The sequence below is a fragment of the Alcanivorax sp. VBW004 genome, assembly GCF_009718865.1.
GTDB lineage: Bacteria > Pseudomonadota > Gammaproteobacteria > Pseudomonadales > Alcanivoracaceae > Alcanivorax.
The window spans coordinates 1,315,584-1,338,646 of sequence record NZ_WNHC01000001.1 but is presented as its reverse complement, the minus strand read 5'-3'; the positions used below and the strand labels follow the sequence as shown (position 1 = coordinate 1,338,646).

Annotated in this window: 26 protein-coding genes and 1 tRNA gene; 12 read left to right on the top strand and 15 right to left on the bottom strand. The window is 55.0% G+C overall.

Annotated elements, in window-relative coordinates; genetic code table 11:
* Positions 1-49: 49 nt before the first annotated feature.
* The 3 genes from F1529_RS06110 to F1529_RS06100 form a co-directional block, all read right to left on the bottom strand.
* Positions 50-799 (bottom strand): copper resistance protein B, encoded by a 750-nt coding sequence (locus F1529_RS06110; RefSeq protein WP_011588644.1) that lies wholly within the window; start codon positions 797-799, stop codon positions 50-52.
* On the bottom strand, positions 796-2,577 hold the full coding sequence (locus tag F1529_RS06105) for a copper resistance system multicopper oxidase (RefSeq protein WP_063508768.1): 1,782 nt from the start codon (positions 2,575-2,577) through the stop codon (positions 796-798). The genes F1529_RS06110 and F1529_RS06105 overlap by 4 nt, the downstream gene beginning before the upstream one ends.
* 88 nt (positions 2,578-2,665) lie before the next feature.
* Positions 2,666-3,199, bottom strand: coding sequence for a plastocyanin/azurin family copper-binding protein (locus F1529_RS06100; RefSeq protein WP_022985569.1), 534 nt, complete (start codon positions 3,197-3,199; stop codon positions 2,666-2,668).
* A gap of 203 nt (positions 3,200-3,402) precedes the next feature.
* Between F1529_RS06100 and F1529_RS06095 the strand changes: the two genes are divergently transcribed.
* The 8 genes from F1529_RS06095 to F1529_RS06060 all read left to right on the top strand — a co-directional run bounded on the left by F1529_RS06095 (position 3,403) and on the right by F1529_RS06060 (position 10,504).
* Positions 3,403-4,071, top strand: a complete 669-nt coding sequence (locus tag F1529_RS06095) for a response regulator transcription factor (protein ID WP_007151491.1) — start codon at positions 3,403-3,405, stop codon at positions 4,069-4,071.
* A 19-nt stretch (positions 4,072-4,090) separates the two neighbouring features.
* Complete coding sequence (locus F1529_RS06090; protein WP_011588647.1) at positions 4,091-5,425, top strand: ATP-binding protein; 1,335 nt, start codon at positions 4,091-4,093, stop codon at positions 5,423-5,425.
* A gap of 674 nt (positions 5,426-6,099) precedes the next feature.
* Positions 6,100-6,294, top strand: a complete 195-nt coding sequence (locus tag F1529_RS17585) for a hypothetical protein (RefSeq protein WP_230457875.1) — start codon at positions 6,100-6,102, stop codon at positions 6,292-6,294.
* Between the two features lie 82 nt (positions 6,295-6,376).
* The gene (locus tag F1529_RS06080) at positions 6,377-6,871 is read left to right on the top strand and encodes a RadC family protein (RefSeq protein ID WP_062817356.1); all 495 of its coding nucleotides are present in this window, start codon (positions 6,377-6,379) and stop codon (positions 6,869-6,871) included.
* A 99-nt stretch (positions 6,872-6,970) separates the two neighbouring features.
* Positions 6,971-7,939 carry a DUF932 domain-containing protein gene (locus F1529_RS06075; RefSeq protein ID WP_063508769.1) on the top strand — a complete coding sequence of 323 codons (969 nt, stop codon included), beginning with the start codon at positions 6,971-6,973 and terminating at the stop codon, positions 7,937-7,939.
* Between the two features lie 84 nt (positions 7,940-8,023).
* Positions 8,024-8,524: a hypothetical protein gene (locus F1529_RS06070; RefSeq protein ID WP_230457726.1), complete on the top strand. Its 501-nt coding sequence runs from the start codon at positions 8,024-8,026 to the stop codon at positions 8,522-8,524.
* Complete coding sequence (locus F1529_RS06065; RefSeq protein WP_063508770.1) at positions 8,521-9,528, top strand: YqaJ viral recombinase family protein; 1,008 nt, start codon at positions 8,521-8,523, stop codon at positions 9,526-9,528. Before F1529_RS06070 ends, F1529_RS06065 begins: the two co-directional genes overlap by 4 nt.
* A gap of 94 nt (positions 9,529-9,622) precedes the next feature.
* A complete protein-coding gene (locus F1529_RS06060; protein WP_063508771.1) occupies positions 9,623-10,504 on the top strand; it encodes a hypothetical protein in 882 nt (293 codons plus the stop codon).
* On the opposite strand, the gene F1529_RS06055 is transcribed toward F1529_RS06060, so the two are convergent.
* A complete protein-coding gene (locus F1529_RS06055) occupies positions 10,501-10,830 on the bottom strand; it encodes a helix-turn-helix domain-containing protein (protein WP_230457725.1) in 330 nt (109 codons plus the stop codon). The two genes, F1529_RS06060 and F1529_RS06055, sit on opposite strands and share 4 nt — an antisense overlap.
* A gap of 250 nt (positions 10,831-11,080) precedes the next feature.
* Here F1529_RS06055 and F1529_RS06050 point away from each other — a divergent pair, with 250 nt between their 5' ends.
* From F1529_RS06050 to F1529_RS06040, 3 genes are all read left to right on the top strand, one after another.
* Positions 11,081-11,641 carry a DUF4339 domain-containing protein gene (locus tag F1529_RS06050; protein ID WP_063509630.1) on the top strand — a complete coding sequence of 187 codons (561 nt, stop codon included), beginning with the start codon at positions 11,081-11,083 and terminating at the stop codon, positions 11,639-11,641.
* A 39-nt stretch (positions 11,642-11,680) separates the two neighbouring features.
* Positions 11,681-12,469, top strand: coding sequence for a hypothetical protein (locus tag F1529_RS06045; protein ID WP_063509631.1), 789 nt, complete (start codon positions 11,681-11,683; stop codon positions 12,467-12,469).
* An 84-nt stretch (positions 12,470-12,553) separates the two neighbouring features.
* On the top strand, positions 12,554-12,910 hold the full coding sequence (locus F1529_RS06040; protein ID WP_063508260.1) for a hypothetical protein: 357 nt from the start codon (positions 12,554-12,556) through the stop codon (positions 12,908-12,910).
* A 233-nt stretch (positions 12,911-13,143) separates the two neighbouring features.
* Here the strand turns inward: F1529_RS06040 and F1529_RS06035 are convergent, their stop codons facing one another.
* The 3 genes from F1529_RS06035 to F1529_RS06025 all read right to left on the bottom strand — a co-directional run bounded on the left by F1529_RS06035 (position 13,144) and on the right by F1529_RS06025 (position 15,863).
* The gene (locus tag F1529_RS06035) at positions 13,144-13,341 is read right to left on the bottom strand and encodes an AlpA family transcriptional regulator (RefSeq protein ID WP_063508261.1); all 198 of its coding nucleotides are present in this window, start codon (positions 13,339-13,341) and stop codon (positions 13,144-13,146) included.
* A gap of 49 nt (positions 13,342-13,390) precedes the next feature.
* A complete protein-coding gene (locus tag F1529_RS17775) occupies positions 13,391-14,101 on the bottom strand; it encodes an inovirus Gp2 family protein (RefSeq protein WP_082844632.1) in 711 nt (236 codons plus the stop codon).
* Between the two features lie 376 nt (positions 14,102-14,477).
* Entirely contained in the window at positions 14,478-15,863 is a 1,386-nt protein-coding gene (locus F1529_RS06025; protein WP_230457724.1) for a winged helix-turn-helix transcriptional regulator, read from the bottom strand.
* A 152-nt stretch (positions 15,864-16,015) separates the two neighbouring features.
* On the opposite strand from F1529_RS06025, the gene F1529_RS06020 reads away from it, so the two are divergent.
* Entirely contained in the window at positions 16,016-16,714 is a 699-nt protein-coding gene (locus F1529_RS06020; protein WP_035249049.1) for a hypothetical protein, read from the top strand.
* A gap of 346 nt (positions 16,715-17,060) precedes the next feature.
* Here F1529_RS06020 and F1529_RS06015 read toward each other — a convergent pair.
* From F1529_RS06015 to infC, 8 genes are all read right to left on the bottom strand, one after another.
* A tRNA-Pro gene (locus tag F1529_RS06015) sits at positions 17,061-17,137 on the bottom strand.
* Between the two features lie 365 nt (positions 17,138-17,502).
* Positions 17,503-17,862 carry a MerR family transcriptional regulator gene (locus F1529_RS06010; RefSeq protein ID WP_007149838.1) on the bottom strand — a complete coding sequence of 120 codons (360 nt, stop codon included), beginning with the start codon at positions 17,860-17,862 and terminating at the stop codon, positions 17,503-17,505.
* Positions 17,843-18,145 (bottom strand): integration host factor subunit alpha, encoded by a 303-nt coding sequence (gene ihfA / locus F1529_RS06005; RefSeq protein WP_007151347.1) that lies wholly within the window; start codon positions 18,143-18,145, stop codon positions 17,843-17,845. The genes F1529_RS06010 and ihfA overlap by 20 nt, the downstream gene beginning before the upstream one ends.
* Before the next feature lie 25 nt (positions 18,146-18,170).
* Entirely contained in the window at positions 18,171-20,561 is a 2,391-nt protein-coding gene (gene pheT / locus F1529_RS06000) for a phenylalanine--tRNA ligase subunit beta (protein ID WP_155132996.1), read from the bottom strand.
* Positions 20,562-20,594: 33 nt separating this feature from the next.
* Complete coding sequence (pheS, locus tag F1529_RS05995) at positions 20,595-21,614, bottom strand: phenylalanine--tRNA ligase subunit alpha (RefSeq protein ID WP_007150288.1); 1,020 nt, start codon at positions 21,612-21,614, stop codon at positions 20,595-20,597.
* 165 nt (positions 21,615-21,779) lie between these two features.
* Positions 21,780-22,139, bottom strand: coding sequence for a 50S ribosomal protein L20 (gene rplT, locus F1529_RS05990; protein ID WP_007151143.1), 360 nt, complete (start codon positions 22,137-22,139; stop codon positions 21,780-21,782).
* Positions 22,140-22,164: 25 nt separating this feature from the next.
* Positions 22,165-22,359 carry a 50S ribosomal protein L35 gene (gene rpmI / locus F1529_RS05985; protein WP_007149690.1) on the bottom strand — a complete coding sequence of 65 codons (195 nt, stop codon included), beginning with the start codon at positions 22,357-22,359 and terminating at the stop codon, positions 22,165-22,167.
* Between the two features lie 38 nt (positions 22,360-22,397).
* Positions 22,398-22,943: a translation initiation factor IF-3 gene (gene infC, locus F1529_RS05980; protein WP_039927233.1), complete on the bottom strand. Its 546-nt coding sequence runs from the start codon at positions 22,941-22,943 to the stop codon at positions 22,398-22,400.
* Positions 22,944-23,063 lie beyond the last annotated feature (120 nt).

Genomic DNA, 23,063 nt, shown 5'->3' with positions numbered 1-23,063 from the left:
TGTCGAGAAAAACGGGCCAAAGAAATATCTTTAGCCCCTAAGTACCTGATCAGAGTGCGATGCGCGCTCCAATCACAGCAAACCAATCTGCTGTACTGCCGCCGTCCGCTTCGGCAAAGTCGGCACTATCGCCGTATTTGCGCTCATGCACCACGCCCACATAAGGCGAGAACGCACGGTCGATCAGATCATAGCTCAACCTGAGTCCGGTTTCGGTAGAAACCAGTCCTTTACCAACGCCAATTTCCCGGTCCTCGCTAAACGCAACCGTGGCATCCAGCGTTGCCGCCAGAATCCAGTAGTTGGTGAGAAGCAGCTCGTACTCTGCATCCAGTTCGGCTGACGTATCGCCATCCTTACTGACATACAGGTTTGCATCGATCTCAAACCATTGGGGAGCCAGCCCGGCTACACCGAGAACGGCATATGTACGGTCCGGCCCCTCGGGCGTATCGAAACGTACGCCCGCTTTGGCGTCGAAGAACTTGGAGATGGGGATCTGGCCGACCAGCTGGTTTTCCAGTGTTTCGTAGGCCTGCTCCTCTATCTCGTACTCCCCGGTTGTGAGCAACCGGACTTTGAACTCGTCGGTGCCATAGAAAGCATCCGCATTCCAGACGCCCAGTTCCTCGTCATCGTCGCTGTAGCGGTATTCAAACTCCTCGAATTGAACACCCCAGGTTGTGAGCGGCTGTTTACGAGCGGTGGTGTCGGAGATCATTTCCTGAGCTGTCACCGCCGTTGAGACACCAATAGAGGCAAGGAAGCTGACTGCGACAATTGATCGAATACAGCTCATACCTCACCTCCATCTTTGGCAATCACGTCTGTTTTGGCCTGCGTCGACTCTGGCCCACCTTCAACAATGACCTTGCGGAACATACCAGCGGCCGCGTGATAGGACAGGTGACAGTGGAACGCCCACTGACCGGGCGCGTCGACCTCGGTTTCCATGTAAACGGTGGTGCCGGGCTGCACACTGACCGTGTGTTTGATCGGGTTCCACTGGCCTGCGCCAACATCAAGGATGGACCACATACCGTGCAGGTGCATGGGGTGAGTCATCATGGTTTCGTTGACAAACTTGAAACGGACCCGCTCACCGTATTTGAGACGAATCGGATCGGCGTCTTCATACTTGACGCCATTAATGCTCCAGGTATACCGCTCCATATTGCCGGTCAAACGAAGCTCAATTTCCCGGGTCGGCTCGCGAACTTCATACAACGGATCCTGAGCCTTCAGGTCAGCGTAAGAGAGGAACTTTCCGCCATTGGCAGCTTTGGGCATGAGGCCACTGCCCTTGGCGTAAAAAGGATCGCTTTTTTCTTCTGTCCCCATCGCCATGGAACCATGGTCCATGCCGGACATGCCCGAATGATCCATATCTTTCATGTTGGAATGATCCATACCTTCCATATTGGAATGATCCATGCTGCCCATGTTGGAGTGGTCCATCCCGGACATATCTCCCGAGCTGCTCATATCCATGTTCCCATGATCCATGCCAGACATGCTGCCATGGTCCATACCGGGCATACCGCTCATATCAGCCATGGTCAGACGCGCTGGTTCACGCATTGGTGGCACAGACCCTTCCATACCCTTTTCGGGGGCCAGCGTCGCTCTTGCATAGCCTGAACGTCCCATGGATTCGGCAAAAATGGTATAAGCCTGCTCATCTTTCGGGCGCACGATCACATCGTAGGTTTCCGCTACACCGATCCGGAACTCGTCCACACTGACCGGCTGAACGTTGTTGCCATCAGCCTGGACAACCGTCATATCCAGACCGGGAATCCGGATGTCGAAGTAGGTCATCGCCGAAGAGTTGATAAAACGCAGCCGGATGCGCTCGCCCGGCTCAAAGAGTCCGGTCCAGTTCTGGTCCGGCCCTTTACCATTGATCAGGCCCGTAAAGCCATGCACGTCTTCGACGTCTGCTTTCATCATGCGCATGCCACCCCAGGCCATGCGATCCCGAACTGTGTTCATAAAACCGTTCTCGGACACATCCGAGAAAAACTCGCCCACGGTCTGCTGATCGCGGTTGTAATAATCAGTCATCATTTTCAAGTTGCGCATGATGCGATCACCGGAATGCGGGTGTTTGTCGGTCAATTGGACGACGTATTCGCGGTCGTAACGGAACGGTTCACGCCCCTCGGGTTCGATAACGATGGAACCGTAGGCGCCATCCGGCTCCTGAAAACCAGAGTGGCTGTGGAACCAGTAGGTGCCCGCTTGCTGGATGGGAAATTCGTAGGTAAAGGTTTCACCCGGCTTGATGCCCGGGAAACTGATACCTGGTACTCCATCCTGATCGAAAGGAAGGATCAGACCGTGCCAGTGAATGGACGTCATCTCATCCAGATTGTTGGTCACGTTGATCCTGACGTTTTCGCCTTCTTTGAAGCGCATCACCGGCCCCGGAGATACGCCATTGTATCCAATGCCTTCTTTCACGAAATCGCCAGTATCAATTTTTACCCGGTCGACCGTCAGGTCGTACTCACCAGCCATAACCATGGCTGGCATCAGCAGGCTTAAAAGTCCTGTCAGTAGGCGTGTTTTCATCTTTTTCTTACTCCAAACTGCACTTCGTTGAAGCAGGGCTGGAAAACAGTCCCAACCCGTGCATTCGCGGGGTTGTCAGTACGCCGGTTTACTCAAAGTTAACGTCACCGTACATGCCGGCCTGGTAGTGGCCTGGCACGTTGCATGCGAACTCAATGTCGCCTTTTTCCGTAAACTTCCAGACAACTTCCTTGCTCTGTCCGGGCTCAAGCAACACGCTGTTTGGATCGTCATGCTTCATGGTTTTTCCGTTGCCCATGTCCATGCTCATCATGTCGTGATTCAGCTTCCCGCCCTGAATCACGCCGTGCTCTACCATCATCATCATTTCCTCCTGATGCCCCTCATGCATCTCAGGTGTGCCGATGTTGAACTCGTGAACGAGGTTCCCCTTGTTCTCCACCACGAACCGCACCGTTTCCCCGGGGCTTACGATGATTGATTCCGGTTCATAGTAATTGTCGTACATTTCGACTGTTATGGTTCGGCTGGCCTCTGAGGCTTTGCCGGGCTCACCACTCGCAGCGCCGTGATCATGTCCTCCACCATGGGTTCCAGCGGCAAAGGTGGTCGCCGACAATAAGATAGTTGCGGCAGCAACGAGGAATTTTGATACGGTCATATATCTTCTCCTTTGAACAGCTTTGGCCCTGAGGGCCGGGTTGTCTCACTCAAAACTTGAGCAATATCCAGAAGCGGTTGCTACCATCGCTCAGCAACCTGAATCCAGGCTGAAAATCGGAATTATTTTTTGTTCTGGCACAATTCAGCTTGGGCAGCGACACTGACGGACTCTGATGCTCAATTTAGAAAGGCAGTTCAGGAATGAGATTACTTCTGGTGGAAGATGACTACCTGCTGACAAATGGGCTAAGCGCCCAACTGGAAAAGGCCGGTTTCAGCGTGGATACCGCCCGTACAGCGCGGGAAGCCCGGCACCTCGGGCAGCAGGAAAGTTACCGCGCCGGTATTCTTGACCTGGGCCTGCCCGACGGCAACGGCCTGGACGTACTGAAACAGTGGCGGACGCATAAGGTCAGTTTCCCGGTGTTGATCCTGACCGCCAGGGGAGACTGGCAGGACAAGGTCAATGGCTTGAAGGCCGGCGCCGATGATTACCTCGCGAAGCCTTTCCAGACCGAAGAGCTGATTGCCCGACTTCACGCCATCGTCCGGCGAAGCGAAGGCAGAATAATGGATACCCTGACAGCGGGCCGGTTCGAGCTGGACGAAAATCGCCAGACGTTAAGGGCCGGTGACGAGACCGAACATAGCCTGACCGGTACGGAGTTCCGTTTGCTCCGATGTCTGATGAGTCGTCCCGGGCAGGTTTTCTCGAAAGAACAGCTTCTCGACCAGCTATACAGCATCGACGACATACCCAGCGAGAACGTGATCGAAGCGTATGTGCGGCGGCTCAGGAAGCTGGTGGGACCGGACACCATCAAGACCCGACGTGGTCAGGGGTACCTGTTCGATGCCGATAGCCGTTAGACCTCGCTCAGTCAGGGGGATGCTCCTGATTCTGCTGCTTCCGGCCGGCATTGGTCTGATGGCACTGGCTTGGATCATCCATGGGGCCTTGCTGGAGAGGATGACCATGGACTTAGTAGAACGCCGCTTGAAAGATGAGGTAGCTTTTCTGGAACACCAGATCCGCCAATCCGGTGGCCAGATTGATACACTCCAGACCGGCGACTATTTTCAGGAAGTGCTCCTCCACGCCTTCGCCATCGCCATCGCTTCTCCGTCTGGGCAGTCCATCTCACCGGAGACCTGGACTCCGATTCTGAGGCCGTTGCTCACCTCCGGGCAGGAGGGAGCCGTGAGAGCCAGGGATGCTGAGGTACCAGCTGCGCCTTCCCAAATGCTTGGGTATCGCCGTGCCTTCACGGTCGACGGAAACCCCTTCGTGATCATTGTTGCCGAGGATATGGAGGCGCTTCATCGGAGCCAGGCCAAACTCCATATCTGGACTGCCGTCGTCTCGGTTTTACTGGTCATTCTGATGATCGGGAGCATATGGCTGGGAATCACTCTGGCCCTGCGGTCAATAGCGGGCCTTCAGATGAACCTGAAAAAACTTCAGTCAGGCGAGCTCTCCCGTATTAACGCAGACGGCCCGGAGGAGTTCCAGCCCCTCGTCCGGCAACTCAATCGACTGCTGGATTCACTGGATGACCGGCTGGAACGCTCCCGTGACGCACTTGCCAACCTTTCCCACAGCGTGAAAACCCCCATAGCGGCTGTCAGACAGATCCTGGAAGACACCAGTCGCCCGCTCGATGAGAAGCTGAGATGGGAAATGGCGGCGCGCCTCGACGACATAGATGCTCAGCTTGAGGCCGAAATGCGGCGAAGCCGGTTTGCGGGTCCACAGGTCGGCCAAAGTGTATGTCCGATCAAACAGGCCCGGGATCTGCTGTGGATGCTTGGCCGCCTCTACCCCGATAAATCTTTTGAATTGTCAACGGATCTGCCTGAAAACCATCGCTGGCCTGTCGAGGAGCATGATCTGAACGAAATCCTTGGCAACTTGCTGGATAACGCAGGCAAATGGTCATCCCGCTGGGTGGAGCTCACGCTGAGTGAAGATCAAGAGCAGTTAAAAATTATCATCAGCGACGACGGAGCGGGCGTATCAGAAACAGCCCACTCACAATTGGGCAAGCGAGGATTGAGGCTGGACGAGCAAACACCCGGTCATGGATTGGGGCTGGCTATTGTCCACGCAATAGTTGAGCGTTATCAGGGACAGGTTCATTACACGTCCAGTAAGGTAGGAGGCCTTACTGCAGTTGTTGTAATCCCTGGTTCTGATCGATTCGGCGACCGGTCAGACAACTGACACCTTCACCCTCCATTCTCTATGCTTCAAGTCAAATTCATCAATAGTTGGGATGATGATTTGGAGTCTCGTCCAGCCTGTTCAATCTCGACCGCTCTATAATGAGCTTTCCCTGAAGGATACTGAATCTACACCCACTAACACTACTTGCTCTACTTGCAACCCAAAACAGCAAACCGATGCTTTTGATCATGAATTTTATACCCCCCCCCCTTTCACTGCATGCCAGAGCCCGCCTTGTGCGGGCTTTTTCATGCCGTTTTGGAGTTTCTATGGATATTCGAGCGAGCTGGGCCTGTACCACGTACAGGGCTACGTTAATCCTGAGGAGATTATCAGTACGGCGGCCACCATTTTGTATGGCTGAAAGGTGTCTAGCAAACCGGTGGCGATTCACACACCTGAACTGACTTCCCACTTAGTAATTTCATTTCTGTTACCTAGTCTACGTCTCGATTCCAGATTTTTTCACCTACATATCACCCCCATGAAGCCAGGAAGGAATGACCCTCCTGGTCCCATTTCATGGAGGTTTAATGATCATTCAATGTCCCAGCTGCCAATCTATCCGGATAGCGGCGCTCCACACCGGGCGCAGGGTATGCGGCTCTGTCGGCACAGCCGCGGGTGCCGCGAGTGGAGTTGCGGCGGCCACAAGTGGCGCTCGTGTGGGTATGACGCTGGGCTATGTCGCGGGCCCTGGAGGATCGCTGCTCGGCGGCATAGCCGGTGCCGTGATCGGCGGCCTGATCGGAGGTGTTGCCGGCGGAGAGGCCGGTGCCGCTCTCGGTGACAAGCTCGACCAAACCTTTCTCGACAACCTGAAGTGCCTGGCTTGCGGCCACACCTTTCGACTCGACACCGATTAACCCGTATTTCGCACTTGCCCCCCCTTCACTACATACCAGAGCCCGCCTTGTGCGGGCTTTTTTATGCCGTTTTGGAGTTTTTATGGATATTCCCACTTTCGTGAAGAACGAGCAGGGCCTGTACCACGTGCAGGGCTGTGTTAAACCCGAGGAGATTGTCAGTACGGCGGCCACCATCCTACTGGATGAACTCACCGGTCGAGATACGCTCACTGCGCCCACCGATGTTGCCCAGTTCCTGCAGATGGCTCTGGCCCAGGAAAAAAACGAGGTCTTCGCGGCCATCTTCCTCAACAACAAACACAAGGTGCTCAGTTTCGAGCCCTTGTTCAACGGCACCATTGATGGCGCGGCGGTGTATCCCCGTGTAGTGGTACAGCAGGCGCTGGCCTGCAATGCCGCTGCCGTAATCTTTGCCCACAACCACCCCTCCGGGTGCTGTGAGCCCTCCCAGGCTGATCGCACCATCACCACCCGACTCAAGGACGCTCTGGCCCTGATCGATGTACGGGTACTGGATCACTTCGTCGTGTCCCGCTCCGAGTGGGTCAGCCTGGCCCAGCGTGGCTGGCTCTAAGCCTTCACTCTTCTGCTTTTGCTCTACCCCTGACTCACCCCCTCTTCTCATTCGCCAATCCGCCCGTTTCGGGCTCACCGTTTTTCTTGGAGATTTACCATGGCACATCTTGTCGAAAGCATGGCCTATGCAGGCCGCACCCCCTGGCACGGGCTGGGCAACCAGCTCGCCGCCCAACAGCCCCTCAATGTCTGGATGCAGGAAGCCGGCATGGACTGGGAGATCCGTGAGACTCCTGTTCGCTTCATTAGCAGCGAGGCTGGATCCCTGGGACAGATCTCATCCTTCCCGGATCAGAAGGTGCTGTTCCGATCAGATAATCAGGCGCCTCTGTCCGTAGTGAGCAACCGCTTCAAGGTGGTTCAGCCCCGGCAGATCCTGGAGTTTTACCGGGACCTCACCGAGCGCTCCGGCTTTGAACTGGAAACCGCTGGCGTCCTTAAAGGTGGCCGCAAGCTCTGGGCGCTGGCCCGCACCGGGCAAACAGGTTCTTTGGCTGGCAATGACCAGACCAACGGCTATGTGCTGCTGGCCACCGCCTGTGACGGTACCTTGGCGACCACTGCCCAGTTCACCAGCATCCGGGTGGTGTGCAACAACACCCTGGCGGTAGCCCTCAATGGCGCCGGCCAGGCGGTGAAAGTCCGGCACAACACCACCTTCGATGCTCAGGCGGTCAAGAAACAGCTGGGTATCTCCGTCTCTGCCTGGGATGACTTCATGTATCGCTTGAAAGCGCTGAGCGAACGACGGATCACCCGCAAGACCGCCGAGAAGGTCATGCGTTCGGTCTTCACCGATGTGAACTACTCCTCTGGGGACATGCTGGTGAAGCCCAACGAACAGGCCATGAAGAAGGCTATGGCGCTGTATGACGGGGCCGGTCGCGGCGCAGAGTTGCCGTCAGCCAAGAACACGGCCTACGGCCTGCTCAATGCAGTCACCGAGTTCGTGGACCACGAACGTCGCGCCCGCAGCACCGACAACCGGCTGGATTCCGCCTGGTTCGGCAAGGGTGCCCAGATCAAGCAGCGGGCCCTGAGCCAGACTCTGGAACTGGTGACCTGACTGATTCCCGACTCACTCTTTTTCCTCGACTAAAGCCCGACCCGCTCTGTGCCGGTCGGGCTTTTTATTGTTTGGAGCCTGACCATGACAGAACGTAATCACGATAGCCGTGTGAACCCGGAAGCCAGACTCTCTGCGCCACCCCTCTCCCCGCATCTGGCCGCCATCTGGGGCGCCTTTCTCCATGAAGGGGTGATGCTGAACAAGGAGCGCGGTACCCGGCTTCTGGAGATCTGGGGTAATGGATGCATTGAGCTGATCAGCACCCTGTGTGACTTCATCCCCGATATCTGGAAACAGGTGCAACCCTACTGGTATGGCCCGCAAGGGTTTCCTGGGGTGTTCGAGTACGAGGTGGTGTCTATCCTGGGCGAACAGCTGGGCACCTATCTGCTCGAGAATGATGGCGATTTACCGCCCAACACCGACATCCAACAGATGATCACCGAGCTGGTGGTCACTTTCTTCAGCCAGGGCGGTAGTCATGAGATCCCGTCGGATCAGACACCCCAGACCCACCGGCTGATCAATCTTCATGATCGCTTTACCGAGCGGCTGACCCAACTGGAAGGAGGACACTCATGAGCACGCCCCGCTCCATCAAATCCTCATCCCGCCCAGCCCTGCGCCTGGTGTCCACCAAGGGCATGAACCGGGAACAGTGGCTCAAGGTCCGCAAGCAAGGTATCGGGGCCAGCGATGCCGCTGCGGCCGTGGGACTTAATCCGTACCAATCGCCGCTTGAGCTGTGGATGATCAAGACCGGGCGGGATGGGCTGTTACCGGCCCCCGATCCTGACGACATCCATACCCCGCTGTACTGGGGCAATCTTCTTGAACCCAAGGTGGCCGAGGCCTATGCCAAGGCGACGGGCAACAAGGTACGGCGAGTGAATGCCGTGCTCCAGCACCCGGATGCAGACAAGCCCTGGATGCTGGCCAATCTGGATTACTCGGTAGTGGGAAATCCAGAGGTGCAGATCCTGGAGTGCAAAACCACCGGCCTCAATGGCGCCAGGCTCTGGGCCGATGGCGTACCAGAGTACATCCAGTGCCAGGTGCAGCATCAACTGGCCGTCACCGGCAAGCAGGCAGCGGACGTGGCGGTGCTGATCTGCGGGCAGGAGTTGCAGGTACACCGCATTGAGCGGGATGACGCCGTCATCAAGCAACTGATCGAGCTGGAACGGGCCTTTTGGCACTTGGTGGAAACCGATACGCCACCCGAGGCCGATGGCTCCGACTCCGCCGACCAGGCGCTGCGAGCGCTCTACCCTCGTGACGATGGCGAAGCGTTGGATCTCATTGAAGACACCGCACTCAACGGCGATTTCAGTGAGATGCTGGATATCCGGGAACGCCTAGCCCGTCTGGCCGAACGGGAAGCCCGGCTCAAGCAGCGCATCCAGCAACGCATGGGTGACGCCGCTCGGGCTTACTTCATGGATGGCCAGGTGAGCTGGAAGCGCAGCAAGGACAGTACAGTGCTCGACACTGACGCCCTGCTCAAGACTCAGCCCGCGCTACTGCAGCAATTCCCCAAGCATCGCGCTGGCAGTCGCCGGTTCCTCGTCAAACCCAACACCTGATCGTTCTCGCATCACCTCACTCAACACCCCACGCCTAACAGCATAAACGCCGGGCCCAGCCCGGCGGCTGTGCTTTTTATAACAGGAGATTCCCATGATCAAAGGACTCGCCATTACGCCCCCCGTGATTGGCCGTATCAGTATTGGCCGCATAGTAGAAAAGAACGGCAAGCGTCTGCCGGAGAAAGACGACCAATTCACCATCACTACCCAGATCCAGACCCGGGAGGGCTGGCTACCGCACCCACTGGATGAGGCCCTACGCCAGGAGGTACAAGGCAAGAAGCTACGCAGCATTCCCGTCACCCTGCCCTTCAATGATCCGGACCTGAACCTGCGGGCGGAGTACACCTTCTTCGAGCGCAAGAGTGGCCGGCCCCTGTGCAGTGGCGACGGGGAGACCTGCCGACGCCGCACCGACCAGGGCCTGGAGCAGTTACCCTGCCCCTCACCCGACCTATGCGAATTCGGTGCCCACGATCTGTGCAAACCCTACGGGCGGCTCTATGTACGGATCGGAGAGGAGGATGGACTGGGCTGCTTCGTGTTTCGGACCACCGGCTACAACAGCATCCGCACCCTGGCTGCTCGGCTGCGCTACTTCCATGCCATCAGTGGCGGCAACCTAGCCACCCTACCCCTGGAATTGAAGCTACGCGGGAAGAGCACTACCCAGAGCCACCGGGCACCGATCTACTACGTGGATCTGACGCTGCGCGCTGAGCAATCCATGGAGGATGCCGTCAGCCACGCCAGGGAAACGGCCAAGGTCAGGGAAGACCAGGGCATCAACCAAACAGAGCTGGACAAGGTAGCCCATGCAGGGCTGCTCAACGCTCAGTTCGAATACTCGGAGGAGGAAGGGTTACAGGTCGTGGAGGAGTTCGTGCCGGAAGGGTCGGCCCCACCGGGCAATACTCAACCGCAGTCGGCACAGGGACTCAGCCAGAAGCTGGCCGGACAACAGGCAGGCTAATCAATCATAGCCAGCAGGCCTTGGCGACGTTTAACGGACAGGCGCCGGTAGCCCTTGAGCAGTTGAGCTTCGGCGTCATTACGTACCTGGGCGTCATACTTGGACTTCAGCTCTGAGGCACCCTCAACCTGATCACCGCAGATCAGATGATCCAGCGATACACCGAGGACCGCCTTCAACTTCGGCAGTAAACGAAATCCGGGCGAATCACGGCCATTTTCCCAAGCGGATATCGTGGATTTGGTCACATGAAGCTCGTCGCCCAACTGCTCCTGGGTCAGACCCAACGCCAACCGTGCCGCCTTCAGGCGCTCGGGGAAGCTCATCACGCCCACTCCATCAATCTGATAGAGCAACGCTACGGCAGTGCCATACCTCTGTCGTACCGGAATACTTGACCCCCAAGGTGCAGCGTTGCAATACTTTGCGAGTCTTGAATTACATAACACTCAAACTGAGACACACCTTCCAAACCAACGGACACAGCGCCTGGGGGAGACCGCTCTTCCCAGGCACAGCACTCGACCTGTGCTTGGCTAAAAACCATGGAAGGACAGCCACTACAAGGAATGAACAATGGAAAACAGCACCACGGGGAACGAGATCTGGTTCTACGAACTCAACGGAGAAAGGAAGGGGGGCGTTTCTGAAACCGATCTCATCACCCTGATCAGCAACGGCACACTACGCCACGGATCATCCGTCTGGAAGAAGGGGTTCGCGGACTGGACCAACATCGAAGATACCCAGCTTCGGGAACACCTTGATGATACGACCCCACCGCCGCTAACCGGAGCCAAAGTCAACAACACCGTTGTATGGATTCTAGCGTTTGCCCCACTGATCGGCCTCACCCTGGAATACTTTGTGGCCTACATGGTTCACAGCAGCGAGTACCGTGCCGAGCAAGCCGTTGCCAGCGGCCATTTCATTTACATCACTCTCATACTCAATATCGCCCTGTCTTTCCTGGATGAAAAGAGACTCAAGAAAGCCGGCACTGATACCAGCACATTTGGTGGATGGGTGTGGCTGGTGCCCGTCTATCTCTACCAACGAACCCAAGCCCTGAAGCAGAACCTGGCGTACTTCATCGTCTGGATCGTCTGTTTCCTCTTAATTGTGGTTGGTGCTTAAGCCAATCACCTCATGGAAAGATTTTAAAAGAGAACCATCATGAAAAACCTCAAAGCAGCCCTAGCATGCATTTCCCTGGCAGCCCTATCCGGGTGCTCTTCTGAAATAGACGTCATCCGGGAGGGGCGTCTTGAATTACTCCCTGAATATACGGTTGGCCAGGCGCTGGATAACCGTAAGCTTTGTGAGAGCACAGACTGGTCTGTCATTGAGGACGAACGGGGCCGAGATGTCGTTCGTTACACCTGTGATTTCAAGGACATAGAAAAGAATTACAGGGATACAGCAAATGAAATGATCGATGCTGCAAAAAACGACAGCAGGCTGATCACATTGCAGGAAAGGTTAAACGAACTCGAATCAGAAATAGCGAGAGAAAAACAACTATTAAAGAAAGCCCAAAATCATATCGATAACGGGAATTCTTGGACTGAAAGGAAAACAGAAAACGGCTCCAGCTACACGGTTTGGCCTCGTGTGAAACAGCAATCAATAACCGATATAGAAAATCACGAAAGAGGGGTCCGGAGCATAAAAAACCAGATCTCGATGATTGAAAAAGAAAACCAGGACTCCCTCTCTCTGGCTCAGGAGACTCTTGAGAAATACAAAGGAGCCAGGGCCTTTGAAACCATTGACTGGGTGGTAATGGAGGACGAAAGCTTCATGGTGCTTTCCGGAAGCATGCATCATACCAACATATTCAAAGATACCATCGAAGAAACGCCACACGAGAACATACAGTCCGCCCTCTACCTAATTTACAACGAAAACTTCGACACACTATTTGCTTATGAAGATGCCCTACAGCAAATAGCGGAGCTTTGATCATACTTCAATAAGACCCAGTCGCTGACTAGAACGGGCAGCGAATCTGCCCGTTTTATCATCTCCTCAAACTAGGACAACTCAATGAGCAAAGATATTGACATCGAAAAATACACCTCCGAAGACATCACTACTGAAAAGCTCTCCGAACTCATTGCCAAGAAAGCTTCCTTTCAAATTGTCGCGGTCAAGAACATCAGCTCCGTGGTAAATAAAGTCGAGGGAGCCATTGAAAAAAAAGGGCTACGTTGCCGCGTGTACACAGAATACAGAGCGGCCTCCTTAGCCAGCTTCGCTATCCCGACTGGCTTTACCCAGGTTACTGGCTTTGCCTCAGTGATTGGCATCGCCGCTCATAATCTCGCCACTTTCAACCCTGATTATGAGATAGGCAAGAACAAACCTGCCGGCAAAGTGACAGTGCTGTATAAGAAAGATTAGCGCCTTATTGGTAACAGCACCGTCACGTCGTGTGTGGATACCCGAGCAGAACATCCTCTCGGATAGTCCCCGTTTTCCTCGCCTACTACGCTCCAAGGTCTCGATCAATTGGCATTAAACCTCCCCGGTCCTATTGGTACCGGGGTCTACCATTACAAATTGGAGCCCCCTCCTGCTTTCATCTGATACAAAACCTCGCAGCCATCCATGAACCACGAAAGCCCAATAGCCGGTCAATGAGGCACTTCCTGGCAATCCCTCTCCTCAATCCTCTCCAAAATCCAGGCCTCGATTTCATCAGATACCCAGCCAACCGTTCTTCCACCAAGCGGTACTGGCTTGGGGAATACACCCTCAGCAATACGCTTGTAGATCGAAGAACGGCCAAGACCGGTATCTCGTATCACTTCTGTTAGCCTCATGAATCGCATGAAATTCTCCTCGTCATTCGTTCATGCGATAGCGCAGCAACGTAAAAACTTACTCACCTCCTCTCTGGCTACAGCCAAAGTTCCTAAACCCATCGTCATAAAGCTTGGTATCCACCTTTGCCAAGTAGCTCATGCGCCTGAACACCTCATGATATTGCGCGGTATACATAGACGATCCTTTTGAAATCAGCTGGACCGGGCTATCAGGGAAATGGACTAAACCGATTCCTTGACTCCCAGTCAGACCAAGAGTGCGACCCCAAGCTCGCTGAATACGCTCTGCCATGTTGCTAACTGCTTGTTCTTCCGCCAACCACCAGGGGAAGTCCGGCTCTTGCTGACCTAAGATACGCCCCAACGCGGAGTAAGCATCCCTATTGACCATAATGGCAATATGATAATGGGGCTGCCCTTCCCCACCGAACTCGCGACACCAGATCATACGAACATGGCAGTCATGAACCCGTTTTCCCTGGCCGCGCTTACGCTTCGAGTCGCACCTGATCTGCGAACGAAGAGAGTTGATGAAGCCGCTTGCCTGCCCCCCTTTGGGACCTGACCAACCGTACGGCAGCCTAGCAACGAAATGGATGACACAGGTTCGTGGATGCTCATTTAAGGCCCGGTCCAAAGTAGACCGGATAGATTTGAGGTAATTCACCGCGAGTGGACGGTCAGGCCTTGCCAGTACCGGCAAGCCCTCCCAGACTGATTCATAGTGGAGTTTGAGGTTGGTGTTGCTTGAATGTCGTTTTCTCATTGTCTGGCACCTATGGTTTCTTCATAGGTACCAGCGCACTGGTTGAAATTTACTCATGAGCAGGCTGGTTTGGTCCAGCCTGCCTGTTACTCAACCAACTGCACTTACCAGCCTTCACAAGTGGGCTGGCTAAGTGACTTTATGACTATATATATCTATTACCGACACTCAGAGCGGGTTATCAAGTACTGAAAGCCCACAACAGGGCCTTTACCCCACAGACGGGAGCCCAAATAGCGCTATCCAGTTAAAACAATCGATTACGAGTTCTGGAACGGGGTTATCGTACCCAGAAGGCCCACAAACCAATAACACTATTGAGCTTGAAGGCTGACATCAATTCACAGCTTAAATCAGTGCTATCCACGGTATGTAACTACCCCTCATCCTCAATACCAACTTCCGTGTCTACAACCTCCTTTTTGGTCTTTACACTTGGCTTAACAAGCAGGCCAATTTCATACTGCTCTTTTGTAGACAAGTCTACACGGTTGATTTCCTTAGTTGATTTTACATAATCGATTGAAGCCCCTTGGTAAATCCCCGGAGTAACATTTCTGCCTGGCGGCGGCGCAACCACAGCCTTTAAAATCAACAACTTACCATTCTCTGTTGATCGCAATATCGATATCCTACCATCTGGTGGCATAAGCAAACGCATCACCCCTAGTTTTTTGCTTAGCACTTCAGATTTCATGCACGCAGCCCTCCATATCCAGCCAGATAGGAACATCGCCGCTCTAGAGGCCGCCTCATCGCTACCCTTTCTCTCCTTTACACATAGCAATGCCTCCATTTCTAAGCGCAGATTGATGCTTGGTTCTGGTAGAAATTGACTGCCAATGAATAAGTATCTATCGGTCAATATTTGACCTACATAATCGTCTAAAACAGCCTGCAGATATTCTTCAAGCCCATCGAGCACAGCATCTTTGAGTCTTTTAGCAACGTCATCTTCACACTTCACCGGCAACAAATAGTTTCTACGGTCATATTCAATGGCAACGTAGGAATCATCCTCACAACCATTACTGAGAATCCTTATCAACTGAGGAATCTCTCGGCCCGGGTGGTACTGATCTTTTTTTTGTATATGAAGGACAAACGCCCGACCACACCAGCTAGCCTCAAAAATAGGGTGAGCCAGGTTGAGAAAATAGATGCTCGGGCACTTGCCGATTCCTATATCACTCACAATCCCAGCAACCACATCTCGCATGTACCCTAAGCGCCAAAGCTTCCTCAAATGCCGGCGTACTCTTTGAACTGACATCCCCACCTGCTTGGCCAAGCCAAAAGTCGAACAATTTCTGACTACACCGCAGGAATCCGCCTCAGTCAGCAACACTATAAGAACCAGCTTGCTACCGACACTCAGGGCATCAGGGTTGGGAGGGCCAAAAGTACGACCTTTCTTTCTCGTGACCTCCAACCCTCCAGGTGAGGGAATACTGAGCAGTGACTTTACCAGCCCCTCATGTCCCACACTCACTGGCCCAACCTGGAGATTCAACCGATCGGCAACGAGCTTTGAAAGTCGATAATCGTAAGACGGCCTTCCGGTCCTACCTTCAACGCGCCGGGCATCAAGAAGACCTTGGTCAACCAGTACCCCTATCGAATGACGGGCTAATCTCTCACTAACTCCCAACTTCCCCGCCAAACGGTCCAGAGACGTTTGAGCCCATTCGCCTATACCAAATTGATAGATAAAGGCAGTCAAAAAATATCGCTCAGCGGCCTGCAGCTCTTCAGACGACAAGCAGTTAAAGCTGGATACTAGAGCATTGCCAAGGTACATATTTGCACAAATGATATCTATTTTTGCCCATTATCAATTATGATCATATTTACGTCAATTCATACGGTATGATTTACTTGTCATGAAAATCTCAAGCATTAGGAGCATTGAAAGTGAAGAAACCAATCCCACCGAAAGAGTGGCTTGGCTCCGACAAGGACAAGTCAGATTGGGCCAGGCACTATTTGCGAAACAACCCCCCATCAGCCCTTTCAGTAAAAGCTCCCCACGAAGAGAACGAGCCGACCTTGATGACACTGGAAAGAATTTGGAATAACGGATTGGGGGCAGATGCTTTTGCACGCATCAAACGAGCATGGAATGCTTACAGCTACCGGAAGAACAAAAACAAGCGGACTTTCAGTTTTGTGCTACCCGTAGAAGAAGCTCTGTTTTTGAAACGTACGTCCAAATATCTAAAGGTGTCACAAAGCGCCCACCTGACAGCTCTGATTTGCCAGGATAGAACACATATCGAGAAACTGAGAAATGAGCATCAACAAAGACTCGAAGGCGCCAGAAAAACGCGCAATTCACTGGTAGAGGACAGAAAAACCAAAGAGCTAGGTCGCCTGCGGAAAGAAAATACGAGGCATGCGGGCATTCTCAAGCAATATGAAGAACTTATAAGAAAGCTAGTAGAGAAAGACCTTGTAAGGCAGGAATTAGAAAGGCAGGGATTGCAGGACCCCATACAACTCGATGCGAACAAAAGGGACGACCTGGACTCTCAAGCCAAAAAGCTGGCAGCAAGACACCTTGAGGATGCTCGAATTGACGCGTCTCGCACTTCTAACTACTCAGCGCCCTGACACCACCTCCAAGTGATCCACCCAACGCTGCAACTACAAGCGTCACCCAGCCTCATAGCTATGGAGTACCCTCAACCCCTTTTCTAGAGTGATCCGGCACAGCTTCAGCCATCTTGCCGGGCATCCAATACGCGCCAGGCCTTTGTAAACGGACCGCCTGACCAATCAGGGAAAACTAAAGGTCAGTGGCGCGTAAAGTAAAGGAGACAGGCCAGCCACAGGGATTAGCTATTGAGAAACGGTGACGGAACGGTGACGAAACACAGAAAAGCATAAGCGACGCCTAAAAACCAAAAAGGCCAGTCATCCATGACTGGCCTATCTCTTTGTTTTTCCGACCTTAATTTGGTCGGGACGGGAGGATTCGAACCTCCGACCCCTTGCACCCCATGCAAGTGCGCTACCAGGCTGCGCTACGCCCCGAGATGTGCTTGGCAGACAGAGCGACCAAAGCGGCGAGCATAATAGCGGATTTGATTGGGGGATGGAACCAGTAACGTGTTGGTTGCTCAGGGTTTAAGCGATAGGGGGATGCTCGGGTTTGCCGCTGGCAGGTTCGCGCCTCGAGAGGCGTACGCGCTGCGCTCACCCTGCGGGCGTTACTCCGCTTCGCTGCGTTCCTGCAGAGGATGGTTGCTTTGTAGAGAGGCTCTTCATCATGCAAGCATGATTTCCCACTGGGGCCGCGGGGCTATCAGTTGGTTACGGAGGGCATGAAAAAAGCCCCGGGAGCGAGGCTGCCGGGGCTTTTTCGCCATCGGAGATGGCGGGGAGCGGTTGGTGCTGGATCAGGAGGCCTTGAGCACGTCGAGGACCTCTTCCATCTCCACAATCATCTGCTTGATAAGCTGATGGTACTGGGTGGCCTGTTCCGCGTTGGCGCCGCCGGATAGCTGTTGACGGGCGCCACCGATGGTGAAGCCCTGATCGTACAGCAGGCTGCGGATCTGGCGGATCATCAGCACGTCCTGGCGCTGATAGTAACGACGATTACCACGGCGTTTCACGGGCTTGAGCTGGGGAAATTCCTGTTCCCAGTAGCGCAGCACGTGCGGCTTTACGTCACACAGGTCGCTGACTTCACCGATGGTGAAATAGCGTTTTCCTGGAATCGCCGGCAATTCGTCGTTATGACTTGGTTCCAGCATAGGCCTCAACCCGTTGTTTTAATTTTTGTCCTGGACGAAAGGTAACAACCCGGCGGGCGGTGATGGGGATTTCCTCACCGGTTTTCGGGTTGCGCCCTGGTCGTTCGCTCTTGTCCCTGAGATCGAAATTGCCGAAGCCGGAGAGTTTCACCGGGATATTGTTTTCCAGTGAATGGCGGATCTCTTCAAAAAACATTTCCACCATTTCTTTTGCTTCACGTTTGTTCAGGCCTAACTCTTCGAACAAACGCTCGGCCATATCCGCTTTGGTCAGCGCTCCCATTAATAGCTCCCTGCCCTTCCTTAATTCAGTCCCTTAAGGCGGCGTTAAACTGTTGTTTTAACTGGGATACTACGGCATCCACCAGGTCATTCACCTCTTGATCCTTAAGAGTGCGTGAACGGTCCTGGAAGGTCAAGCCCAAAGCAAGGCTTTTACGATTTTCACCAATGCTATCGCCTTGATATATATCGAAAATCTTGACCCCGGTGAGACGTTCGTCACAGGCTGAGCGGACCGCAGCGATCAGCTCCCCTGCGGGGACGCTGTCTTCCACCACAAAGGCCAGATCACGACGCATCCGAGGCTGATCAGACACGGCCGCAAAGCTGGGCAGGCAACCTTGTTGCAACGGCGCCTGTGCCAGTTCGAAAGCGTACAATTGACCCGGCAGATCCAGATCAGCGGCCAGGCGCGGATGAATCCGCCCCAGGAAACCCACCACCTCACCATCACGTTTCAATGCCGCGGTCTGGCCCGGATGCAGCGCCGGGTGCTCGGCAGGCTCAAAGCTGAACGCCTGCGCATCGGACAACGCCAGCAACGCTTCCACGTCCCCTTTCAGGTCGAAGAAATCCACCGGGCGTTTGCCTTCCCAGTTCTGCGGCTGGGCACTGCCGTACAGCAGGCCGGCGATCATCGGCGTCTGCTCCAGGCCGCCTTCCACGTCTGGCGCATCGGTGGGCACAAACCGTAGACCCGTTTCGAACAGACGCAGGCGGTCAGCCTGTCGGTTCAGGTTGTGGCGCGCAGTGCTGAACAGGCCTGCCAGCAGCGTGGTGCGCATGACGCCCAAATCCGCAGAGATCGGATTGAGCAACGGCAGCGGCTCCACGCGGGGCTCGACTTTCGCCAACAGGCCCGGCTCCACAAAGGTGTAGGTAATCGCTTCCTGATAGCCGCGATCCATCAACGTATCCGCCAGACGACGCACAGCCACGATCTGTTCCGGCACGGTCTCGCCGGAAGGCGAACCCGCCGGCACCCGGCTGGGCAGCTTTTCGTAGCCATAAATGCGCGCCAACTCTTCGATCAAATCCTGCTCGATGGCCATGTCGAAGCGCCAGCTGGGGGCCAGCACGGTCCACCCCAGGCCGTCTTCATTCGAGGAGATATCCATGCCCAGGCGGCTGAGAATGTCTTCCACCTGCTGGGCGGGCAAACCCATGCCCAACAAGCCTTCGATCCGCTCAGCGCGCAATGTCAGCTCGGCCTGCTTGGGCAGCTGCGCTTCATCCACCGCTTCAGTGACGGGACCCGCCTGACCACCCGCAATTTGCTGGATCAGGGCGGTGGCGTACTCAATGGCATCGCTCTGCAGTTGCGGATCCACACCGCGCTCGAAGCGGTGAGAGGAGTCGGTATGCAGCCCATAGGAGCGAGCCTTGCCGGCAATCGCCAGGGGGGCGAAGAAGGCGCATTCCAGGAAAATATCCTGGGTATCCGTGGTCACGGATGACGGTTTTCCGCCCATGACCCCAGCCAGAGCAAGCGCCGCGCTGTCGTCCGCGATCACCAGGGTATCGTCCCGTAGAGTCAGCTCCTGATCATCCAGGGTAGTAAGCGCCTCATCCGTTTTGGCCTTACGTACGGTGATACCACCGCTGAGCTTGGCCAGATCGAACGCATGCAACGGTTGCCCCAGCTCCACCAACACATAGTTGGTCACATCGACGATGGGGTCGATGGTACGCAGGCCCGCACGGCGCAGGCGCTCCACCATCCACAGCGGGGTGGCCGCATTGACATCCACGCCCTTGATGACCCGGCCCAGGTAGCGAGGGCAGCCGGCGTTATCCGCCAGCGTTACGGTCAATGCATCATCAATGGCCGGCGCCACCTTGCTGATGGCTGCCTCGGTGAGCGGGCTCTGGTTCATCACGCCCACTTCCCGGGCGATACCGCGCAGGCTCAGACAGTCAGCCCGGTTAGGGGTCAGGTCCACTTCGATAACGGTGTCGTTCAGGCTCAGGTAGTCGCGGAAATCGGAGCCCACGGGGGCGTCTTCCGGCAGTTCCATAAGGCCATCGATCAGGTCTTCCAGACCCAGTTCCGACGCGCCGCACAGCATGCCATTGGATTCCTGGCCGCGCAGCTTGGCTTTCTTGATCTTGAAGTCACCGGGCAGCACCGCGCCGACCTGGGCGAAGGGCATCTTCAGGCCTACACGCACATTAGCCGCACCACACACCACCTGCACCGTGTCCGTGCCATTGGTCACCTGACAGACACTGAGTTTGTCGGCATCCGGGTGCGGTTCGCAGCTTTCCACCTGCCCGACCACCACGCCGGTAAAACCCGGTGCGGCCGGTTCCACCGAGTCCACTTCCAGGCCGGCCATGGTCAATTGCTGCACCAGGGTGTCGGTATCCACGGCGGGGTTTACCCACTCCCGCAACCAGGCTTCGTTAAAACGCATGTCGTGATTCCTTTAACTTGTTCGCGGGAGGCGTTAGCTGAACTGGGACAAAAAGCGGGTGTCGTTTTCGAAAAACAGCCGCAAGTCGTTCACGCCATAACGGAGCATGGCGATACGCTCGATCCCCATACCAAAGGCAAAGCCGCTGTACTCTTCCGCATCAACGCCACCCGCTTCCAGCACCTTCGGGTGCACCATGCCGCAGCCCATGATTTCGATCCAGCCGGTGTGCGAGCACACCCGGCAGCCATCGCCACCACAGCTCACGCAGCCCACATCCACTTCCGCGCTGGGCTCAGTGAACGGGAAATAGCTGGGCCGAAACCGGACCGGCAAATCTTCCACTTCAAAGGTAAAGCGCAGGAATTCCGCCACGGTGCCACGCAAATCGGCGAAGGTAATGCCCTTGTCTACCAACAGGCCTTCCACCTGATGGAACATGGGGGTGTGGGTCAGGTCTGAATCACAGCGATACACCCGGCCCGGCGCAATAATCCGGAACGGCGGCTTGCCCTGCTCCATCACCCGCACCTGTACCGGTGATGTATGGGTGCGCAGCAGGCGCCCATCACCGAAATAGAAGGTGTCGTGCATGGCCCGTGCCGGGTGGTGACCGGGGATATTCAAGGCCTCAAAATTGTGGAAGTCATCTTCCACTTCCGGCCCCTCGGAAATATCAAAACCCAAACGCAGAAAGAAATCTTCAATGCGACGGCGCATACGGTTCACCGGGTGCAACCCGCCCGGCAACTCTCCTCTGCCCGGCAAGGTTACATCTACGGTTTCACTGGCCAGCTGCTCATTCAGGGCCGCCTCTTCCATGGCGCTTTTGCGCCCGGCAATAGCGTCCTGAACCTTCTGCTTGCCTTCGTTGATGACGGCGCCGGCCTGCGGGCGCTCTTCTGCGCTCAGCTTGCCCAGCCCCTTCATCAAGGCACTGATTTCACCTTTTTTGCCCAGGTACTTCACCCGCACATCGTCCAGCGCCCGAATGTCGCCAGCCTGCTCGACCTCTGCCAAGGCAGCGTCAACCAGGGCATTGAGATTTTCCATTTCAATTCCTCCGCTACACGCAGCGCGCTTCGTGCAATACGGCACCCCTTCCCCGTGTTGCACGAAGCGTGTTGCTTGTTGCGTCTCTTTTACCAACAAAAACGGGGGAAGAGCGCGAACTCTTCCCCCGTTGAATGCACTACTACGCAGCTGCGTAACAGTCGATCAGGCGGTGAGACTCGCTTTGGCTTTTTCGGCCAAAGCGCTAAAGGTTGCCTGATCACGGACAGCGATGTCCGCCAGTACTTTACGGTCGATGTCGATGGACGCTTTCTTCAGCCCATTGATCAGACGGCTGTAAGACAGGCCGTTCAAACGCGCAGCGGCGTTGATACGAACAATCCACAGACGACGGAACTGACGCTTGCGAACCTTACGGTCACGGTAGGCGTACTGACCGGCTTTGGTAACGGCCTGTACCGCTACACGGAATACACGGCTGCGGGCACCGTAGTAGCCTTTAGCCTGCTTGAGAATCTTCTTGTGCCGACGACGCGCCTGCACACCACGTTTTACTCGTGCCATTGTTTAGTCTCCAGATCCGTAAAAGTTATGCGTAGGGCATCATGCGTTTAACAAGAGCCACATCATTTTCGTGGACTTCCTGCTTCGGACGCAGTTTACGAATAGTCTTGGAAGACTTTTTGGTAAGAATGTGGTTTTTAAATGCCTGCTTGCGCTTGAAACCGGAGGCGGTTTTTTTGAAACGCTTGGCAGCCCCACGGTTTGTCTTGATTTTAGGCATGGTACCTTCTCAAGTTGATGAATTAATTAAACAGTCGATCAGGACTGCTTCTTCTTTTTGCCCGGGCCGAGCACCATGATCATCTGGCGCCCTTCCATGTTCGGACGTTGCTCCACGTGAGCGTACTCTTCGAGATCCTTCTCGACGCGTGCAAGCAATTCACGGCCCAATTCCTGGTGAGCCATCTCACGACCGCGAAAGCGGATAGTGATTTTCGTTTTGTCACCGGCCTCGAGAAAGCGGATCAAATTACGCAGTTTTACCTCGTAATCGCCTACATCTGTGCCAGGACGGAATTTGATTTCCTTGACCTGAGTCTGGCGCTGTTTTTTACGCCCCTCTTTGGCCTTCTGTTTTGCTTCAAACAGATGCTTGCCGTAATCCATGATTCGGCAAACCGGCGGTTCCGCACCAGGGGAGATTTCTACCAAATCCAGCTGCTGTGAAGTGGCCTTTTCCAAGGCGTCCTGCAGGCTGACGATACCGACCTGCTCACCGTCCACATCAATCAACCGAACTTCGGTTGCCTGGATTTGCTGATTTGTATTGGCGCGCTGCTCGCGGCCTTTGCCTCCACGCTTAATGTCGTGAACCTCCAATCTGTGATCGAAAACGAGGCGAGTAGCCTCACCGCCTCAGTAAATAGGCGCGCATTGTATGCCACCACAACGGGCACAACAACCCCAGCCGCACTTGGCCGGCGT

Bases quoted from the DNA above. Each gene is read 5' to 3' on its own strand.
- F1529_RS06110 (WP_011588644.1), bottom strand. From the start codon at position 799: ATGAGCTGTATTCGATCAATTGTCGCAGTCAGCTTCCTTGCCTCTATT.
- F1529_RS06105 (WP_063508768.1), bottom strand. From the start codon at position 2,577: ATGAAAACACGCCTACTGACAGGACTTTTAAGCCTGCTGATGCCAGCC.
- F1529_RS06100 (WP_022985569.1), bottom strand. From the start codon at position 3,199: ATGACCGTATCAAAATTCCTCGTTGCTGCCGCAACTATCTTATTGTCG.
- F1529_RS06095 (WP_007151491.1), top strand. From the start codon at position 3,403: ATGAGATTACTTCTGGTGGAAGATGACTACCTGCTGACAAATGGGCTA.
- F1529_RS06090 (WP_011588647.1), top strand. From the start codon at position 4,091: ATGCTCCTGATTCTGCTGCTTCCGGCCGGCATTGGTCTGATGGCACTG.
- F1529_RS17585 (WP_230457875.1), top strand. From the start codon at position 6,100: ATGACGCTGGGCTATGTCGCGGGCCCTGGAGGATCGCTGCTCGGCGGC.
- F1529_RS06080 (WP_062817356.1), top strand. From the start codon at position 6,377: ATGGATATTCCCACTTTCGTGAAGAACGAGCAGGGCCTGTACCACGTG.
- F1529_RS06075 (WP_063508769.1), top strand. From the start codon at position 6,971: ATGGCACATCTTGTCGAAAGCATGGCCTATGCAGGCCGCACCCCCTGG.
- F1529_RS06070 (WP_230457726.1), top strand. From the start codon at position 8,024: ATGACAGAACGTAATCACGATAGCCGTGTGAACCCGGAAGCCAGACTC.
- F1529_RS06065 (WP_063508770.1), top strand. From the start codon at position 8,521: ATGAGCACGCCCCGCTCCATCAAATCCTCATCCCGCCCAGCCCTGCGC.
- F1529_RS06060 (WP_063508771.1), top strand. From the start codon at position 9,623: ATGATCAAAGGACTCGCCATTACGCCCCCCGTGATTGGCCGTATCAGT.
- F1529_RS06055 (WP_230457725.1), bottom strand. From the start codon at position 10,830: ATGAGCTTCCCCGAGCGCCTGAAGGCGGCACGGTTGGCGTTGGGTCTG.
- F1529_RS06050 (WP_063509630.1), top strand. From the start codon at position 11,081: ATGGAAAACAGCACCACGGGGAACGAGATCTGGTTCTACGAACTCAAC.
- F1529_RS06045 (WP_063509631.1), top strand. From the start codon at position 11,681: ATGAAAAACCTCAAAGCAGCCCTAGCATGCATTTCCCTGGCAGCCCTA.
- F1529_RS06040 (WP_063508260.1), top strand. From the start codon at position 12,554: ATGAGCAAAGATATTGACATCGAAAAATACACCTCCGAAGACATCACT.
- F1529_RS06035 (WP_063508261.1), bottom strand. From the start codon at position 13,341: ATGCGATTCATGAGGCTAACAGAAGTGATACGAGATACCGGTCTTGGC.
- F1529_RS17775 (WP_082844632.1), bottom strand. From the start codon at position 14,101: ATGAGAAAACGACATTCAAGCAACACCAACCTCAAACTCCACTATGAA.
- F1529_RS06010 (WP_007149838.1), bottom strand. From the start codon at position 17,862: ATGCTGGAACCAAGTCATAACGACGAATTGCCGGCGATTCCAGGAAAA.
- ihfA (WP_007151347.1), bottom strand. From the start codon at position 18,145: ATGGGAGCGCTGACCAAAGCGGATATGGCCGAGCGTTTGTTCGAAGAG.
- pheT (WP_155132996.1), bottom strand. From the start codon at position 20,561: ATGCGTTTTAACGAAGCCTGGTTGCGGGAGTGGGTAAACCCCGCCGTG.
- pheS (WP_007150288.1), bottom strand. From the start codon at position 21,614: ATGGAAAATCTCAATGCCCTGGTTGACGCTGCCTTGGCAGAGGTCGAG.
- rplT (WP_007151143.1), bottom strand. From the start codon at position 22,139: ATGGCACGAGTAAAACGTGGTGTGCAGGCGCGTCGTCGGCACAAGAAG.
- rpmI (WP_007149690.1), bottom strand. From the start codon at position 22,359: ATGCCTAAAATCAAGACAAACCGTGGGGCTGCCAAGCGTTTCAAAAAA.